Source organism: Frankia torreyi (genome assembly GCF_000948395.1).
Lineage (GTDB): Bacteria > Actinomycetota > Actinomycetes > Frankiales > Frankiaceae > Frankia > Frankia torreyi.
In genome coordinates this window covers 1-16125 of record NZ_JYFN01000037.1, presented here as the reverse complement: position 1 = coordinate 16125, position 16125 = coordinate 1, and the positions used below count along the sequence as shown (strand labels likewise).

At 74.1% G+C, this 16125-nt stretch carries 17 protein-coding genes; 13 read left to right on the top strand and 4 right to left on the bottom strand.

The genetic code is table 11. The annotated features are described in order from the left end of the window. Positions 1-60 precede the first annotated feature (60 nt). A complete protein-coding gene (locus FF36_RS20665) occupies positions 61-1131 on the bottom strand; it encodes an aldo/keto reductase (protein WP_044886786.1) in 1071 nt (356 codons plus the stop codon). A 169-nt stretch (positions 1132-1300) separates the two neighbouring features. Between FF36_RS20665 and FF36_RS20660 the strand changes: the two genes are divergently transcribed. From FF36_RS20660 to FF36_RS20640, 5 genes are all read left to right on the top strand, one after another. Beyond that, positions 1301-2221: a helix-turn-helix domain-containing protein gene (locus FF36_RS20660; RefSeq protein WP_199865647.1), complete on the top strand. Its 921-nt coding sequence runs from the start codon at positions 1301-1303 to the stop codon at positions 2219-2221. A gap of 163 nt (positions 2222-2384) precedes the next feature. Then, positions 2385-2897, top strand: coding sequence for a hypothetical protein (locus FF36_RS20655; protein WP_044886784.1), 513 nt, complete (start codon positions 2385-2387; stop codon positions 2895-2897). Positions 2898-3866: 969 nt separating this feature from the next. Beyond that, positions 3867-4706 carry a class I SAM-dependent methyltransferase gene (locus FF36_RS20650; protein ID WP_044886783.1) on the top strand — a complete coding sequence of 280 codons (840 nt, stop codon included), beginning with the start codon at positions 3867-3869 and terminating at the stop codon, positions 4704-4706. After that, complete coding sequence (locus FF36_RS35525) at positions 4673-5764, top strand: phosphotransferase family protein (protein WP_157866926.1); 1092 nt, start codon at positions 4673-4675, stop codon at positions 5762-5764. Before FF36_RS20650 ends, FF36_RS35525 begins: the two co-directional genes overlap by 34 nt. A 68-nt stretch (positions 5765-5832) precedes the next feature. Further along, positions 5833-6153 (top strand): TFIIB-type zinc ribbon-containing protein, encoded by a 321-nt coding sequence (locus FF36_RS20640; protein ID WP_199865451.1) that lies wholly within the window; start codon positions 5833-5835, stop codon positions 6151-6153. 47 nt (positions 6154-6200) lie between these two features. Here FF36_RS20640 and FF36_RS20635 read toward each other — a convergent pair whose 3' ends face one another. Next, entirely contained in the window at positions 6201-7271 is a 1071-nt protein-coding gene (locus tag FF36_RS20635) for a winged helix DNA-binding domain-containing protein (RefSeq protein WP_044886781.1), read from the bottom strand. Positions 7272-7337: 66 nt separating this feature from the next. On the opposite strand from FF36_RS20635, the gene FF36_RS20630 reads away from it, so the two are divergent. After that, a complete protein-coding gene (locus tag FF36_RS20630) occupies positions 7338-7778 on the top strand; it encodes a nitroreductase family deazaflavin-dependent oxidoreductase (protein ID WP_044886780.1) in 441 nt (146 codons plus the stop codon). A 27-nt stretch (positions 7779-7805) separates the two neighbouring features. Here the strand turns inward: FF36_RS20630 and FF36_RS20625 are convergent, their stop codons facing one another. Next, positions 7806-8651, bottom strand: a complete 846-nt coding sequence (locus FF36_RS20625) for an ABC transporter permease (protein WP_044886779.1) — start codon at positions 8649-8651, stop codon at positions 7806-7808. 95 nt (positions 8652-8746) lie between these two features. Then, positions 8747-9682 (bottom strand): LLM class F420-dependent oxidoreductase, encoded by a 936-nt coding sequence (locus FF36_RS20620; RefSeq protein ID WP_044886778.1) that lies wholly within the window; start codon positions 9680-9682, stop codon positions 8747-8749. Between the two features lie 58 nt (positions 9683-9740). Here FF36_RS20620 and FF36_RS32060 point away from each other — a divergent pair, with 58 nt between their 5' ends. The 7 genes from FF36_RS32060 to FF36_RS20585 form a co-directional block, all read left to right on the top strand. After that, entirely contained in the window at positions 9741-10496 is a 756-nt protein-coding gene (locus FF36_RS32060) for an ArsR/SmtB family transcription factor (RefSeq protein WP_063925320.1), read from the top strand. Between the two features lie 311 nt (positions 10497-10807). Next, positions 10808-11185 carry a hypothetical protein gene (locus tag FF36_RS20610; RefSeq protein WP_052681264.1) on the top strand — a complete coding sequence of 126 codons (378 nt, stop codon included), beginning with the start codon at positions 10808-10810 and terminating at the stop codon, positions 11183-11185. A gap of 10 nt (positions 11186-11195) precedes the next feature. Continuing rightward, complete coding sequence (locus FF36_RS20605; RefSeq protein WP_044886777.1) at positions 11196-11672, top strand: hypothetical protein; 477 nt, start codon at positions 11196-11198, stop codon at positions 11670-11672. Between the two features lie 56 nt (positions 11673-11728). After that, entirely contained in the window at positions 11729-14377 is a 2649-nt protein-coding gene (pepN, locus tag FF36_RS20600) for an aminopeptidase N (RefSeq protein ID WP_044886776.1), read from the top strand. Positions 14378-14507: 130 nt separating this feature from the next. Then, on the top strand, positions 14508-15080 hold the full coding sequence (locus tag FF36_RS20595) for a DUF6529 family protein (protein ID WP_044886775.1): 573 nt from the start codon (positions 14508-14510) through the stop codon (positions 15078-15080). 36 nt (positions 15081-15116) lie between these two features. Continuing rightward, positions 15117-15674 (top strand): Rieske (2Fe-2S) protein, encoded by a 558-nt coding sequence (locus FF36_RS20590; RefSeq protein WP_052681262.1) that lies wholly within the window; start codon positions 15117-15119, stop codon positions 15672-15674. A gap of 147 nt (positions 15675-15821) precedes the next feature. Then, on the top strand, positions 15822-16125 hold a 304-nt coding region (locus FF36_RS20585), incomplete at its 3' end, for an FHA domain-containing protein (protein WP_044886774.1).

Sequence of the window (16125 nt, the reverse complement as noted above, 5' to 3'; positions counted from 1 at the left end):
CGTCCATCGGGAAGGCCGGCGCAGGGTCTGCGGCCTCCCGACGGACGGCTCGGCGCGCAGTCAGGCGGTGACGCCCTCGATCTGGATCCCGTCGAACATGACGGCTCTGGTCATCGGGAGCGTCAGGAAGGCGTGCGGGAAACCGAGCTCGACCGCGCTGGCCTGGTCGAGGCGGGTGAGCTGATCGTCGGTGAACACAACGTCGAGCGCACCCAGGTTGTCGGTGAGCTGGTCGAGGGTGCGGGCACCGATGATCGGCGCGGTCACCGCCGGCCGCCGCAGCGCCCAGGCCAGGGCCACCTGCGACGACGTCACGCCCAGCTCACCGGCGACCCCCGCGACGACGTCGGCGATGCCGAGAGAGCGTTCGGTCAGCGCGCCGCTCGCGGCGGCGACGTTACGGCGTGTTCCTGCCGCGGACGCCTCCCCGGCGCCCACCTCCAGGTCGGCCCGGGAGTACTTGCCGGTGAGCACTCCGCTGGCCAGCGGCGACCACGGGACGACTCCCAGGCCCATCTCCGCGGCCATCGGGATGAGATCGCGTTCTCCGGTCCGCTCGACCAAGCTGTACTCGATCTGCAGGGCGATCAGCGGCGACCAACCGCGTAGATCGGCGATCGCCTGCATCCGGGCCACCTGCCAGGCGGGGGTGTCCGAGATCCCGACGTAGAGCACCTTGCCGGCGCGAACGAGGTCGTCCATCGCCCGCAACACCTCCTCGACGGGAGTGGAACCGTCCCACGCGTGCAGGTAGAGCAGGTCCAGATGATCGGTACGCAGCCGGCGCAGGCTCGCCTCGACCGAGCCGACCATGCTCTTGCGGTGGTTCCCGCCGGAGTTCGGGTCGCCGGGACGCCGGGTGACCGTGTACTTGGTGGCCAGGACGAGTTGTTCTCGCCGGCCGGCCGCGAACTCGCCGAGCAGGTGCTCCGCGGTGCCGTCGGTGTACTGGTTCGCGGTGTCGACGAAGTTGCCGCCGCGGTCGACGTAGGCGTCGAAGATCCGGCGTGCCTCGTCGGTGTCCGCCCCCCAGCCCCAGTCGGCGCCGAAGGTCATCGTGCCGAGGGCCAGCGGCGAGACGCGCAGGCCGGAGCGGCCGAGTAGGCGATAGTGATCGAGAGCCAGGGGCACAGTGAATTCCTCCGTCTGGGCGGGTTCACGGCCACGGACGTCATCGTTCGCGGCCGCTGTCCACGTTGCGCCCGAGCGGGGACGGCGGGAAGGGAAGATGTTTCCTGGGAAGGTCTCTCCCAGGAAACCGGCGGCCTGGATCCCGGAGATCGCGGAGGTCACGACGAGGATGGACGCTGCACGCGACACGACGAGGATGGACGCTGCACGCGAACTGGCCGTCTTCCTGCGCGACCGCCGCGAGCGGACGTCGCCCGTCGAGGCGGCCGGGCCCGCCGGCCGGCGCCGCTCGCGGCGCACCCCCGGGCTGCGTCGCGAGGAGCTCGCCGAACTGGCCGGCGTCAGCGTCGACTACGTCACCCGCGTGGAGCAGGGCCGCCTGCACCCCTCCCCCGAGGTGCTCGACGCGCTGGCCCTCGCCCTGCGGCTCAGCCCGGACGAGCGGGCCTACCTGTTCGATCTGGCCCGGCTGCGCCCGACTGCGGCGGCGGCCCGAGCACGGGTCGACCACGGTTCCGTCGACGGCACAGGCAACGCGCATCCACTGGCCCGCCTCGTGCACGACCTGTCCCCGCTGCCGGCCATGCTGTTCGACCACCGTTTCGACATCCTCGCCTGGAACCCCGAGATGGCCGGGCTGATGCAGCTCGACTTCGGCGCGCTGCCGGACCGGCAGCGCAACACCCTGTGGCTGTGCGTGCTGCATCCCGCCCTGCTGGAGTTCTACCGGGACCGGGAGCAGATCCTGCGCGAGGGGATCGCGGACCTGCGCGCCGCGTGGGGTGCTCATCCCGATGATCCATCGCTGATCCGTCTGGTCGACGACCTGACGACGGGCAGCGCCGAGTTCGCCCGGCTGTGGGCCATGCGTGACGTCCGGGTCAACGGACGCGGGCGCAAGCGGCTGCGGCACGGCCGGTTGGGACCCGTCTGCGTCGAGTTCGAGGTCCTCTGTCCGATGCAGGATCCCGACCAGCGCCTGGTCATCTACCGGGCGGGCGATGCGCCGTCCCGGTCCGCCCTGGAGACGATCGCCCGCGAGGCCGCCCTGGAGCGGGAGGCCTCCCCGGCGCTGGTTCCCGCCGACTGAGATTCGTTCCCGACCGCGTTCGCATCCCGCTCACATGCGGCCGTCGCATCGTGGGTCTGCCAGCGCGCCGCAGCGGCGCGCGACGCCGGATCGGTCGGCGACCGAGTGCTGGTCGCCAGGTCCGAGCACGGCGTGCGGGCGCCACCGGGAAAGGACGGCAGAGATGGGCAAATTCCTGACGGGACGGCGGGGTGCGGGTGTGGCGGCGGCGGGGCTACTCGGGCTCGGCCTGGGGGTTGGTCTCGGGTTCAGCGGTACGGCCGCGTCCGCCGCGCCGGTGCCGGTAGCGCAGACCGCCGCGGCGGCACCGACCTCCGCGGCGGTGCCGCCGTCCACCGAGGACCGCCCGAAGCCGGCCGAGGCACGCCGGCTGCGGCGCGAGCACCGCCTGGCCGAGCGCGGCCTGCACGGCGAGGCGACCATCAAGACGGCCAAGGGCTTCCAGGTCGTCGACGGGCAGCGTGGCAAGGTGACCGCGATCAGCGCGACCTCGATCAGTGTGACCAGCGAGGACGGTTACGCGGCCAGCTACGTCATCGACGGCGACACGAGGTTCCGCGCCGACGGGAAGTCCGCGAAGGTCACCGACATCCACCAGGGCGCGACCGTCACCGTCCGCGCCACGGTCGCCGGCAACACGCGCACCGCGACAGCCGTCGCCGACCCCAAGGGCTGACACTCGGGCGGCCCGCTCCGCCCGCTCACGCCGACGGGGCCGGGCCGCCGTCCGCCGGGTGTCCGGGCTTGCCCGGCCGGTCGCCCGAGCCGGGCGGGTCCGGCGCTCGCACCATGCGGCACCGCGGACATTCCGCACCGGGCCGCAGCATCGTCTTCAGGCCCTGGCGAGGCTGACGACCCCGGTGTTCCGGGCACCGAAGGTAGATGAAATCCGCCTGTACCGGCACCGACCTTTTCATCGCGGCGGGACCTTTCCGCTACCCCCGCATTCCCGACATTTAATGTTGGCATCACCGTCGAAAAGTCCGTCCTCGTCGACCTCGGCCTGCGGACGGGTCTGGTACCGGGTCCCGTTGCAGGACGGGCAGGTCATGAGGCCCAGGACGAGCTGCTCATCAGGCGGCCGGAAGTACCGGCTGGATCTCTTGCGCTCTCTCGCCACGCGATCGAGCGTGCCCGACGCACCGAATTCCGTCCAGGCTGTCCGGATACCGGCAGACGCATGAGACAACACGCCTTCCGACCGTCCGACGCCGATCATGCGATGCCGGATCGGCGCGGTTTGAACCATTCCCGAAGGGGCCGGTCCGCGGTTTCTCGGCACGGGGCGGCCACGGCCCGCGGGCCTCAAACCGCCATCCGGGCAGCGAAGGATGGACCGCAGCCACGGCGGCGAGGCACGCCACGGCGGGCAGATCGACTCCTTCGCCGCCATCCCCGGATCACCAGTCGGACTGGCGGCCAGAAGGGCCCCGCTCGGGCGCGGCGGGACACCGGACGTCCGCGTTCGTCCCGGTCTCATACGATGACCGATCGAGCGATCTGATCCATCACGACAGCCGCCGATCGGGATGATCCCCGCCCGGCGACCCGGCATCCCGGTCCGCCCCGTCCTGACCCGAGCCCGCCCTGCGGCGGCGCGGGTGGAACGCCGAGCCGCGTCCGCCGGGAGAAGGACGAGGCCAGGATGATCGACGGCAACGCCCATGTACGCACCAACCGGGCTCGGTGGAACGAAATCTCCGACGACTACCAGCGCCTGAACGCCCCGCAGATCCGCCGGCAGGCGTTCACCGGCGACATCTCCTGGGGGTTGTGGGCGATCCCGGAGTCCAGCCTGGGCGTGCTGGGCGAGGTCGCCGGGCGGGACGTGCTGGAGATGGGGTGTGGCGGGGGGCAGTGGTCGACGGCGCTGGTCCGCCGGGGCGCCCGCGCGGTCGGGCTCGACCTGTCGGAGCGGCAGCTCCTGCACAGCCGCAAGCTCGCCGCGGACACCGGGCTGACCTTCCCGCTGGTACAGGCGAGCGCGGAGTCGGTGCCCTTCGCCGACGAGTCGTTCGACATCGTCTTCGCCGATCACGGCGCGTTCTGCTTCGCCGACCCGCTGCGGGCGATGCCGGAGGCGGCGCGGGTGCTGCGCCCGGGTGGCCTGCTGGCCTTCAGCCACGTCAGCCCGATCTACGAGATCACCGTGCGGCCGGGCCGGGACACCCCCGGCACCCGCCTGATCCGGGACTACTTCGCGCTTCGCCTGCTGCCCGAGGCGGACGGCCTGGTCAGCGCGAACCTGCCCTACGGCGCGTGGATCAGGCTGTTCCGGGACTGCGGTCTCGTCATCGAGGACCTGCTGGAGCCGCGCCCGTCGGCGCCGGCCCACGACGGCCGCGACGGGCAGCAGGTGTACGACGTGGAGGCTGCGGGCGGGTCGACCCGGGAGCGGGCCGAGCAACCCGAGCGGGGTGACGAGGCGTGGGCCCGGCGGTGGCCGTCCGAGTGCATCTGGCGCCTGCGCAAGCCAGCCCGCTGAGCCCGACCGAGGTGAACGGCCCGACCGAGGTGAGCGGCCCGGACGTCGCGGAGGCCGCGCTGCTGGCGGGCATGGCGCGGCTCGCCGACCGGCTGCGCCCGGACCAGGCCGGCGGCCCGCCCGCCGTGGTGTCGCGGCGCGACGACCGGCTGATCGTGCGCTGCGGCGAGGTGGTTCTCAAGGCACACGCCGACACCGCCGATCCGGACCATCTCGCGGCCCGGTTGCGCTTCGCCGCCCGGCCAGCCCTGCGCCCCGTGCTGCTCACCCCGCTGGAGCTGGCGCCCGCGCCGGGAACGTACGCGGTTCGCCTCGGCGCGCACCAGGTCAGCGCCTGGCCGGCCGGGGCGAACCTGGGGACCGAAGACGCCGACGACGCTCCCTGGGAGCAGGCCGCGGCGTTGCTGGCCCGGCTGCACCGCGTCCCGGTGAGCCCGACGGACCTGACCGAGCTGCCGCCGGCCACGGTGCTGCGCCGACTCACCGACCGGGTGACCCGGTTACGCCGCCATGTCGGCCACCCGCTCGTCGATCCCGTCCTCGCCGCCTGGGCCACACTGACCGAGCCCTCGCCGTCGACGCCCCCGCCCGCGCTCGCCTCGACGACGCCGCCGTCCCCGCCCGCGATCCGGGCCGGGCGGCCCACCACTGTGATCCACGGCGACTGGCACTTCGGGCAGCTCGTCGCCCTGCCCGCGGCCGGTTGGCGGATCATCGACGTGGACGACCTCGGACTCGGGGATCCGGCCTGGGACCTGGCCCGGCCCGCGGCCTGGTTCGCGACCGGCCTGTTGCCGGTGGAGATGTGGGCGCGCTTCCTTGATGCCTACGCGGCGTGCGACGGCCCGGCGGTGGCGGACCCGGACGATCCCTGGGCGGCGCTCGACCTGCCCGCGCGGGCTCTCACGGTCGAGTACGCCGCCACCGCCGTCGCCGCCCACCTCGCCGCCGACCCGGAGACCGGGCCGGACGAGGTCGGTCTGGCCTTCGTCGACGCCTGCGCGCGCATCGCGGGGACGGTCGGCGACGCGTCGCGATCCCGACTGCGCAACGGATGATCTGACGGCGGTCGGTACGCTACCGGCGACGTCGGATGTCTCCCGCATCGAACGGCAGGTTGTGCCCCGTGAGCTACACGCTTCAGTGTCCCAAGTGCCACGCGATGATGCGGACCTACAACCGCAACGGCATCCAGATCGAGCAGTGCGACGGCTGCCGCGGCATCTTCCTGGACTACGGCGAGCTGGAGGCCCTCACCCGGCTCGAGGCGCAGTGGTCCCAGCCCGCGCCTCCCCCGCCGCCCGCGCCGGCGCCGTACGCACAGCCGGGGCACTACGCACAGCCCGGCTACGCCCAGCCCGCGTGGGGCCACGGCGGCCATGGCGGCCACGGCCACGGCGGCCATTACAAGCATGGCGGCTTCGCCCGGATGCTGTTCTCCTCCTGAACGTCTCCGCCTGAGCGCCGGCCTCCCCAGCGCCGGCCCGCCTGGGCTCAGCCGGGGCGGGGCGCCAGGAAGCGCCGGACGTCCGCGGCCTCGGCGCGCAGCGCCTCCGCCACCGCCGGCCCCCAGTCCGGCGGGTCGGTGAACGGCGCGAGCTCGACGCGGCCGGCGGGCATCGACCAGGTTCCCGCCGCCCGCCCGTCGACGAGGATCACCGGTCGGAAGATGCCGTTGACCGTGACGGCCCGCCCGGCCGCGCCCAACCAGTCCCGCCCGTCCCAGCCGTGCAGGACCGGGTCGAACGGGCCGAGCAGGCGCGGCGCCGGCAGGCCCGGCGCCGGCCCGTCGCCACGGGGCAGGTCGAGCCGGCCGTCGGCGCGCGTCACCAGGTCGGCGGCGACGGCGGCGAGGCCGCGGCGGGCGTCCCGCAGCGGCAGGCCCACCCAGCGCGCCAGGTCGCGCTCGTCGGCCGGGCCGTGTCCGGCGAGGTAGCGGCGGGCCAGCTCGGCGAGGGCGGCGTCCCGGTCGAACTCCCGCAGCGGCGCGCCGAGCCAGTCGCGGACCAGCACGTAGTTCTGCTCGGTGCCGACGACGGGTCCGCGCACCACGAGGCCGCGCGTCGCGGCGACGATGAGCAGATAGATCATGGCCTGCCCGGCAGTCGGAACCCCGGCCGCCTCGACCCGTTCCCGCAGCTCGCCGCGCGACAGGGGGCCGTCGTCGGTCAGCGCACGTTCGATCCGGGCCACGCCCCGCTCCGCGGCGTCCGGCGAGACGCCCTCCTGCGCCAGCCGGCGCCGGATCTGCGCGGCCATGGCCGGCGCGGTCAGCTCCCGCAGCCACCAGTGATCCTCGGCCCGCACGAGGTGCAGGGTGCCGCGGTTGAGCCAGGTCACGACGAGCGACCGGTCGTCGGACAGCGCCCGGTCGACGTCGGCGGCATGCAACCCGCGGGTCCGGGACCGGATCGCCAGCCGCAGGCCGCGGGGATCCTGGCCCTGCACGGCGAGCAGGCGTCCGACGACGTCGACGGGGTCCCGGGCCGGTGTCCCCGTCAATCCCTGAGCCGCCAGCCGGGCCGCGGCGAGGGCGCCCCCGTCCGTCGCCTGCGCACCCGTCATCCATCCAGCCTGCCAGCCGGCCTGTCCACCCGACCGCGCGGTACCCGGTGGTGTTGACTGGTACGCATGCCACTCACCGGAGAGTATGAGCCGAGTCCCGCGCAGTGGGTCCGTGACCAGGTCGAGGAGTACGAGAGCTCCGGCGGTACCCGGGGCACCGTCCTGCAGGGCCTGCCCGTCATCGTCCTGACCACCCGCGGGGCGAAGTCCGGCAAGATCCGCAAGACGCCGCTGATGCGGGTCGAGCACGACGGCGCCTACGCGGCGGTCGCCTCCCTCGGCGGCGCGCCCAAGCACCCCGTCTGGTACTTCAACATCCTCGGCGACCCGCACGTCGAGCTCCAGGACGGCCCGGTCCGGCGCGACTACGTCGCCCGCGAGGTCACCGGCGACGAGAAGGCGCAGTGGTGGGAGCGCGCCGTCGCCGCCTTCCCGAACTACGCCGAGTACCAGCGCAAGACCGAGCGCGAGATCCCGGTCTTCGTGCTCGAGCCCACCGCGGACTGACCCGCGCCGGCCGGCGCACCCGGCGGCTCACGGCGGCTCACGCCGCGGCGCACCTGGCCGGCGGGGCCATCGGGGTAGGTACGTGCCCAGGCCGCCGCGGCCCCCGGCCGGGGGCCGCGGCGGCGGTTCCGCCGCCACCGGCGGGAGCTGCGCCGGCGCGCCGAGCAAGTAGGACAACGACACCGCCGCGATGCTCTGCGCGGTCAGCATGGCGACCAGGATGATCACCTGGAACCGGGCCGCGGCGGCCGGGGAGGCGCCGCCGAGCAGCGCGCCGACGAACGTCCCGGGCAGCGAGACGAGCCCGACGGTGCGGGTCTGGTCGAGCGGCGGGACGAGCGCCTCGGCGACGCTCTCGCGGGCGATGTCGACGACGGCCCGCCGCGGCGTCGCGCCGAGCGCCAGCCACGCCTCCACCTCGTCGCGGCGGCGGCGCAGCCCGTCGGCGAGCCGGCGGCCGGTCAGCGTGCAGGCCGTCATCGTCCCGCCGACCACGCTGCCGGCGAGAGCGACGAGGTTGCGCACGGTCGCCTCCACCGCGCCGGCGGCGAAGACCAGGCCCAGGGCGACCGTCGCGCCCAGCAGGCAGGACACGCCGACCCGGCGGACGACCGCCGGGAAGCCGGCCAGCCGGCGCGACGCGGTCCCCACGGCCGCCGCCAGCATGACGGCGAGCACGGCAGCCGCGGCCGGCGGCGCGGCGAACACCCCTCGCAGCGCGAGGCCGATCACGGCGAGCTGGACCACCGCGCGGGCCGACGCGGTCAGCACGTCCCGGCGCCGCGGCACCCGCGCCCAGGTCAGGCAGGCGACGGCCGCGGCGAGCAGCAACCCGAGGCCCACGACGAGCCGCAGGTTCGCCTCGACATCCACGCCGGCCCCCTCGCGCCGACGCTACCGCACCGGCCGGCCCGTTTCCGCGTCCCGGGCGTCGTTCGAGGTCGTCCGGGGAAGGCTGCGAGTCGGCCTCATCCGGCACTCGGGGACAGCGCGCCGAGTAGCTCGACCGTGCGGGCCCGCTCCGCCACGCCGGCGATCTGCAGGTTGGCCAGGACGTGGGTCGCACCCGCGGCGGCGAGGCGGCCGAGTTCCCGCTCGACCTGCCGTTCGTCGCCGATGATCGCGACCTCGGCCGCGGAGGCGACCCCTTCCCGGTCCAGCATCGCCCGGTAGGAGGGGATGGACTCGAACAGCGCCAGCGACCCGGCCGCGCGCTCGCGCACCTCGTCCGGCTGGTCGGTGACGCAGACGGGCAGGCCGACGGCGACCTCGGGAGCGGCTCGCCCCGCGGCGGCGTCGATGATCGCCGGGACGATGTGCTCGCCGATGGTCCGCACGCCCGCCAGCCAGGTCACCGTGCCATCCGCCACCTCGCCGGCGACGCGCAGCATGGCGGGGCCGAGCGCGGCGACCAGGACCGGCGGTGGCGGCACGGCCCCGGCCACCCGCGCGCCCACGCCGCCGATGACCGCGGTGGCGGTCTCGCCGCGGACGTCGGCGGCGCCGTCGCGCAGCAGCGGGAGCAGCGCGGCCAGGTACTCCCGCATCCGCAGCGCCGGCCGGTCGAAGGGCAGCCCGAAGCGCTGCTCGACGGACGCGCGATGCCCGACGCCGAGGCCGAGCCGCAGCCGGCCGCCGGTCGCCGCCTGCGTCGTCTGGGCCTGGCTGGACATCGCGATCGGATGCCGCCCCGGAATGATTGTCACCGCGGTGCCCAGCGTGATCGCCGGGATCTCCCGGCCGAGCAGGGCGAGCGCGGTCAACGCGTCGAGGCCGTAGCCCTGCCCCAGCCAGAGCGACGCCAGGCCGGTGCCGGCCGCCCACCGGGCCCGTGCGACGAGGTCGTCGACGGCATTGGGGACGTCGAGAGCGGGGGGCTCGAGGACCAGACCGATAGGGATCATGACAGAAAGATAGTTCGAGATTTCCGAACTATCAAACCGTCTGCCGTATGCTGACGCCGTGCGACGCCTGCCCCATCCGGCCACCGCGGATCTCGACCTGGCGGTGATCCTGCATGCGCTGGGCGACCCGGTCCGGCTCGAGATCGTCCGCCGCCTGCGCGCCCAGCCCGACGTCACCTGCGCCCCGGCGGGCCTGGACATCCCGAAGTCGACGCTGTCGAACCACTGGCGGGTCCTGCGCGAGGCCGGCCTGACCTCGACGACCGTGGATGGCCGGCAGCGGCGGATGCGCCTGCGCGCCGCCGACGTCGACAGCCGCTTCCCCGGCCTGCTCGACGCCCTCACCGACCGCGCGGCCCTCACCGACCGCGACGCCCCCACCGACCGCGCGGCCCTCGCCGACCGCGTGGTCCACGGCACCGCCCTGACCTGCCAGGAGGTGATGAATCAGTTGCTGGCCGGTGCCGGCGACGGCCGTTGGCTCGAGCTCACGGCGTTGTTCGACCCGGATGCGGTCGCGGCCTTCCCCTTCGCCGACCCGGCCGGCCCGCTGCCGCGCCTGCTGCGCGGGCGCGACGAGATCGCCGACCGGCTGCGGAGTCTCAGCGAGCTGGGGTTGCAGGTCGTCGCCGGCGACGCTCGGATGCATGCCGCCGGAGCCGGGTGCGTCGTCACCGAATGCACGCTGCTGGGCCGTCTCCCGGGCGGGTCGACCTGGCCTGCCCTGCCGGCCGCGCTCGTCACCGACGTGCGGGACGGGTTCATCGCCGCCATCCGCGGCTATTTTCTGGATCACCCCCGCTACCCAGACTGACTCTCTGATTCTCACCTCTCACCGAAAGAGAGCTCGGTCGCCGCTCCTCGTGACCGCCGTTCCCTGCATCGCCGAGGCCGGAGGCGACAAGCATGGCGCGGTTCCGCGGTTCCGCGGAACCGCAACGATCGCCGGGGCTCAGGCCGCGCCGGCGTGGCAACCTGCCGCGCGAGGTGTCCCGTCTGACGGGTTCGGCCGCAACCTTCTACCATCCGTCGTAGACAGGGGCACGGACGACCGCGCGGCGGGACGCGCGGCGAACCCGGAAGGGGCGGACGGATGCGGGCGGACGGCGGGTCGGGGCACGGCCGATGATCGACGGACTGGCGGCCGCGTCCATCGCCTGCGCGCTCGTGGCCGGGGTGGCCTGTCTGCTGCAGACCTGGCGGGACCGGGCCGTCGGGGTGGGGCTGCTGGCCGCGGCCGGGGTGGTCGAGGCCGTCCTGCTCGCCCAGGTGATCGCCGCGATCGTCGTCGTGGCCCGGGGGTCGCACGCCGACCAGCCGGTGAACTTCGTGCTGTACCTGATCGCCTCGGTCGTGGCGCTGCCCGTGGGCGTGTGGTGGTCCCTGGGTGATCGGTCCCGGTGGGGCAGCGGGGTGCTGGGCATCGCGTGCCTCGCCGTCGCCATCATCGTCGTCCGGCTGGGTCAGGTCTGGGAGAGCACAGGTGGAAGCACAGGTGGATGAGACAAGGTCGGTGGATGAGACAAGGCCGGCAGGCCCGGCGGAGCGCGGCCGCGGCGGCTCGCGGACGGCGGGCGGGCCCGGGCGGATCCTCGTCACGGTCTACGCGATCTTCGCGGTGGCCGCCTGCTCGCGGTCGGCTGTGCAGATCTCCACCGAGTTCGACCACGCCCGGCTGGCCTACCTGCTCTCGGCGTTCGCGGCCGTGGTCTACGTCGTCGCGACGGTGGCGCTGGCCCGTCCCGGCGCGGCCTGGCATCGGGTCGCCGTCGCCGCCTGCGCGACCGAGCTGGCCGGGGTGCTCGCCGTGGGGACCGCGAGCGTCGTGGACTCGGCGGCGTTCCCCGACCAGGCGGTCTGGTCGAACTACGGCAGCGGCTACCTGTTCATCCCGGTCATCCTGCCCGTTCTGGGCCTGACCTGGCTGCGCAGGTCCGCGGCGCGGGAGCGGGTCGCGGATCGACCGGCCCGGGAGTCGGCCAACCCCTGACCGGACGTCCGGCGGGACCACCATCCCCGGGGCCGGCCATCTCGTAGGTTCGCGGTATGCACACCCTTACCCGGGACGAGGCCGTGACCCGCGCGAATCTGGTGCGCGTCGACGGCTACGACATCGAGCTGGACCTGACGGCGGCCCGCGCGTCGACGGAGTTCGGCTCGACGACCAGGGTGCGCTTCAGCCTGCGCGACCCGGCGATCGGTGCCGGGACGGCGACGTTCGCCGAGCTCAAGCCGGTCACCGCGCACCTCCTGCGGCTCAACGGCCGGCTCCTGGACCCGGCGGCGCTCGACGGCAACCGGCTGCCACTCACCGACCTCGTCTCGTCGAACGAGCTCACGGTGACGGCGACGATGCGCTACTCGAACACGGGTGAGGGGCTGCACCGGTTCACCGATCCCGAGGACGGCGAGGTGTACCTGTACGCCCAGACGTTCCTCGACGACGCCCAGCGGATGTTCGCCTGCTTCGACCAGCCCGATCTCAAGGCGCCGGTGCGGCTGACGGTCCTGGCGCCCCCCGACTGGGTGGTGCGGGCCAACGGGGCGGGCCGGCAGACCGCCCCGGGCCGCTGGGAGTTCACCGAGACCCCGCCGCTGGCCACCTACTTCGTGACGGTGGTCGCCGGGCCGTACCACGTCGTCGAGGACAGCCACGACGGCATCCCGCTCGGCCTGGTCTGCCGCCGCTCGCTCGCGCCCTACCTGGACGCCGACGCGGCGGAGATCTTCGACGTCACCCGGGCGTGCCTCGACCGCTACCACGAGTTGTTCGCCGACCGCTACCCGTTCGGCACCTACGACCAGGCGTTCGTGCCGGAGTTCAACGCCGGCGCGATGGAGAACCCGGGCTGCGTGACGTTCCGCGACGAGTTCGTCTACCGCTCGGCGGTGACCGACACCGAGCGCGAGCTGCGCGCCGTCGTGATCGCCCACGAGATGGCGCACATGTGGTTCGGCGACCTGGTCACCATGCGCTGGTGGGACGACCTGTGGCTGAACGAGTCGTTCGCCGAGTACATGGGCTACCGGGTGACCGCCGAGGCGACCCGGTTCACCGAGGCGTGGACCAGCTTCGCCGTCGGCCGCAAGGGCTGGGGCTACGCCGCCGACCAGCGGCCCTCCACCCATCCGGTCGCGCCGGCGAACGTCGACGACACCGCGCTGGCACTGCTGAACTTCGACGGGATCTCCTACGCCAAGGGCGCCTCCGTGCTGCGCCAGCTCGTCGCCTGGGTGGGTGACGAGGCGTTCCTGACGGGACTGCGTGCCTACTTCACCCGCAACGCCTACGGCAACGCCACCCTGGCCGACCTGCTGGCCGCGCTGACCGAGGCGAGCGGGCGCGACCTCACCGGCTGGGCGGAGCTGTGGCTACGCCGAGAGCAGGTCAACACCCTGCGCCCGCAGGTCACCGTCGACGCCCAGGGCCGCTACCAGCAGGTCACGGTCGTCCAGACGGCGCCGGAGGCGTACCCGACGCTGCGCCCGCACCGCCTCGGCATCGGCGTCTACGGCCCAGCGGACGGCGCCGGCCGTGACGGCGGCAGTGTCGTCGGCAGCGGCAACGCCCTCGACGGCACCGGCACCGGCACGGGCAACGGCGACGGCGGCGAGACCGACGAGGGCGACGCCGCGCCGATCGAGCTGCTGCGCCGGGTCGAGGTCGACATCGACCCGGCCGCGGCGGACGGGCGGACCACGGTCACCGCGCTGGCCGGCACCGCGGCCGGCCGGCTGCTGCTGGTCAACGACGGCGACCTGACCTACGCGAAGGTGCGGTTCACCCCGGCGGACCTGGCGGCCCTGCCGGCCGTGCTGCCTCGGGTGGCCGATCCGCTGGCCCGCGCGATGATCTGGGCGGCGACGGCCGACGCGACCCGCGACGCGCAGTGGCCCGCGGCCGACTACCTGGCGCTCGCCGCCTCCGCGCTGCCCTCGGAGACCCAGCTCGCCGTCTTCGAGGACGCCCTGCGCTTCGCCCGCGCCACCGCGCTCACCCGCTACCTCGCCCCGTCCGCCCGGCCGGCCGCGGCCGCGCGACTGCACGCCGCGTGTCTGCGGGCGCTGGCGGACGCCGCCCCCGGCAGCGGCCGGCAGCTCTCGGCCGCGCGCGGCGTCATCGGCTGCAGCGGACCCGGCGAGGTCGACGGACTCGCCGCCTGGCTCGCCGGGCAGGACGTGCCCGCCGGGCTGCTCATCGACCCGGAGCTGCGCTGGACGCTGCTGCACCGCCTGGTCGTGCTCGGCCGCGCCGGCGAGACCGAGATCGCAGCGGAGGGCCGGCGCGACCGCAGCGCCCGCGCCGCCGAACACGCGGCGCGAGCCCGCGCGGCCATCGCGGACGCCGCGGCCAAGGCGCGCGCCTGGGAGCTGATCGTGGCCGACGACAGCGCGTCCGCGCGGCTGATCGGGGCGACCGCCGAGGGCTTCTGGCAGCCCGAGCAGGACGACCTCACCGCCGACTACGTCGCCCGCTACTTCGAGCAGATGCCGGCGATGAGCGCGCGGCGCACCCCGCACGCCGCCCGCCAGATCGCCACCTTCGCCTACCCGCAGTACGCCGTGTCTGCCGGGACGCTGCGGGACGCCGACGCCCTGCTCGACCGGGGCGGCCTCGACCCGGTGCTGCGCCGGGTCGTCATCGACGCGACCGACGAACTCCGCCGCGCCGTCCGCGCCCGCGCCCGCACCTGAGCCGATCGGCGCCATAAGCGGACCCGAAAGGTCCGCAACAAATTTGTCATCCCGCCGACGATCGCCTGCGCGAACCGAATCCTTCGGGCATAGTTGCCGCAGAAACAATCGTTGGCGGGATGGGGGCGGCATGGCAGTCGGCGCACAGGCGCCCAAACAATCGACCGGCCATGGCGTGACGGCGGCCGGTGTTCTTCTGCTCGGCGCCGCCGTCGCCGTGTCGCTGGGCGTGTATGCGAAAGTCCATGACCCGGTCGGCCGGCCCGTGTTCACCCTCGGCTTTTCCGGAATGCTGCCGATGAAGGCGTGGCTGACGACGGCGGCCGCGCTTCTGCTGATCGTCCAGCTCATCACGGCGCTGTGGATGTGGGGCCGGCTGCCCGGCGCGGGACCGGCCCCTTCCTGGGCCGGTGGGCTGCACCGATGGAGCGGCACGGCCGCGTTCGTCCTGACCCTGCCGGTCGCCTTCCACTGCATCTGGGCGCTCGGTTTCGCCGACACCGATGCCCGCGTTCTGGTGCACAGTGTGGTCGGCTGCCTCTTCTACGGCGCCTATGCGGCGAAAATGCTCGGCCTGCGGGTGCGCGGCCTGCCCGGGTGGGCGCTGCCGGTGCTCGGTTCCACGGTGCTGGCGTCGCTCGTCGTGCTCTGGCTGAGCGCTTCGCTGTGGTTCTTCACCCAGTCCGGAATTCCCCATGTCTGAGCCGATGCTCCCGGGCCCGATATCGAGGAAGCGACGATGACCCAGGAAGCACCGAGCCGGCGAACCATTGTTCCGGGAATCGCGGTGACCGTGGCCGCCGGGGCAGTCGGCTACGTCGTGGCAGATCACAGTGACGCGGCGAAATCGTCGTCCGGCCGGTCCGGCGACCACGGCCGGACGTCGGCCGCCGCCGGCAGTTCCGGAAGCTCAGGCGGCTCAGGCGGCTCAGGCGGCTCAGGCGGCTCAGGCGGCTCGGGAAGCTCCGACGCTTCGGGCGGTTCGGGCGCGGGCGGTTCGGGGGGCAAGGGGGCGCCGCTGGCCCGGGTCGGCGACGTGCCGGCGGACGGCGGGCTCATCCTCGACGACGCCGGCATCGTCCTGACCAGGGACGCCGCCGGCAAGGTCCAGGGCTTCTCGAACGTCTGCACCCACCAGGGCTGCTCGGTGAACGCGGTGTCGAAGGGCCGGATCCGCTGCCCCTGCCACGGCAGCGCCTTCGACACCCGCACCGGCCAACCCGTCGCCGGCCCGGCCAAGGCACCCCTGCCCCCCGTCGCGGTGACCGTCCGCGGCGACGAGATCTTCCCCGCCTGACAGTGAGGATGTAAGCGAACCCCGCACCAGCCGACCAACCGCACCAATGCGCCCGGCCAACCTGTCCCGGCCCGGCCTGTCCCGGCCGACACCCGCCCAGCCGACCCCAGCCCCGCCACCGGCCGGGCCGCTTCGAGAGGACCAGCAGTGGACCCGACAGGGCTGCGGATCGTCACCCCGGCCGGCGAGACCGTCCTACCGCCCGACCGCGAGCACGTCGTCGGCCGCGGCCGGGACTGCGACGTCGTCCTCGCCGACGGCCGGGTCTCCCGCCGCCACCTGCGGCTCGAACCCGGCGGCGACGGCTGGCTCGCCCGCGACATCAGCTCCAACGGCATCTGGGTCAACGGCACCCGCAGGGTCAGCGTCCCCCTCACCGGCGGCGAGGTCCGGGTGCACCTCGGCGCCGCGAACGGCCCACTCGTCGTTCTGATCCCCCCACCCCCAGCGC

Excerpts from the sequence above, each read along its gene's own strand:
- pepN (WP_044886776.1), top strand. The coding sequence starts at position 11,729 with ATGCACACCCTTACCCGGGACGAGGCCGTGACCCGCGCGAATCTGGTG.
- FF36_RS20620 (WP_044886778.1), bottom strand. The coding sequence starts at position 9,682 with ATGATCCCTATCGGTCTGGTCCTCGAGCCCCCCGCTCTCGACGTCCCC.
- FF36_RS20655 (WP_044886784.1), top strand. The coding sequence starts at position 2,385 with ATGGGCAAATTCCTGACGGGACGGCGGGGTGCGGGTGTGGCGGCGGCG.
- FF36_RS20590 (WP_052681262.1), top strand. The coding sequence starts at position 15,117 with ATGACCCAGGAAGCACCGAGCCGGCGAACCATTGTTCCGGGAATCGCG.
- FF36_RS20595 (WP_044886775.1), top strand. The coding sequence starts at position 14,508 with ATGGCAGTCGGCGCACAGGCGCCCAAACAATCGACCGGCCATGGCGTG.
- FF36_RS20650 (WP_044886783.1), top strand. The coding sequence starts at position 3,867 with ATGATCGACGGCAACGCCCATGTACGCACCAACCGGGCTCGGTGGAAC.
- FF36_RS20610 (WP_052681264.1), top strand. The coding sequence starts at position 10,808 with ATGATCGACGGACTGGCGGCCGCGTCCATCGCCTGCGCGCTCGTGGCC.
- FF36_RS20630 (WP_044886780.1), top strand. The coding sequence starts at position 7,338 with ATGCCACTCACCGGAGAGTATGAGCCGAGTCCCGCGCAGTGGGTCCGT.
- FF36_RS20635 (WP_044886781.1), bottom strand. The coding sequence starts at position 7,271 with ATGACGGGTGCGCAGGCGACGGACGGGGGCGCCCTCGCCGCGGCCCGG.
- FF36_RS20660 (WP_199865647.1), top strand. The coding sequence starts at position 1,301 with ATGGACGCTGCACGCGACACGACGAGGATGGACGCTGCACGCGAACTG.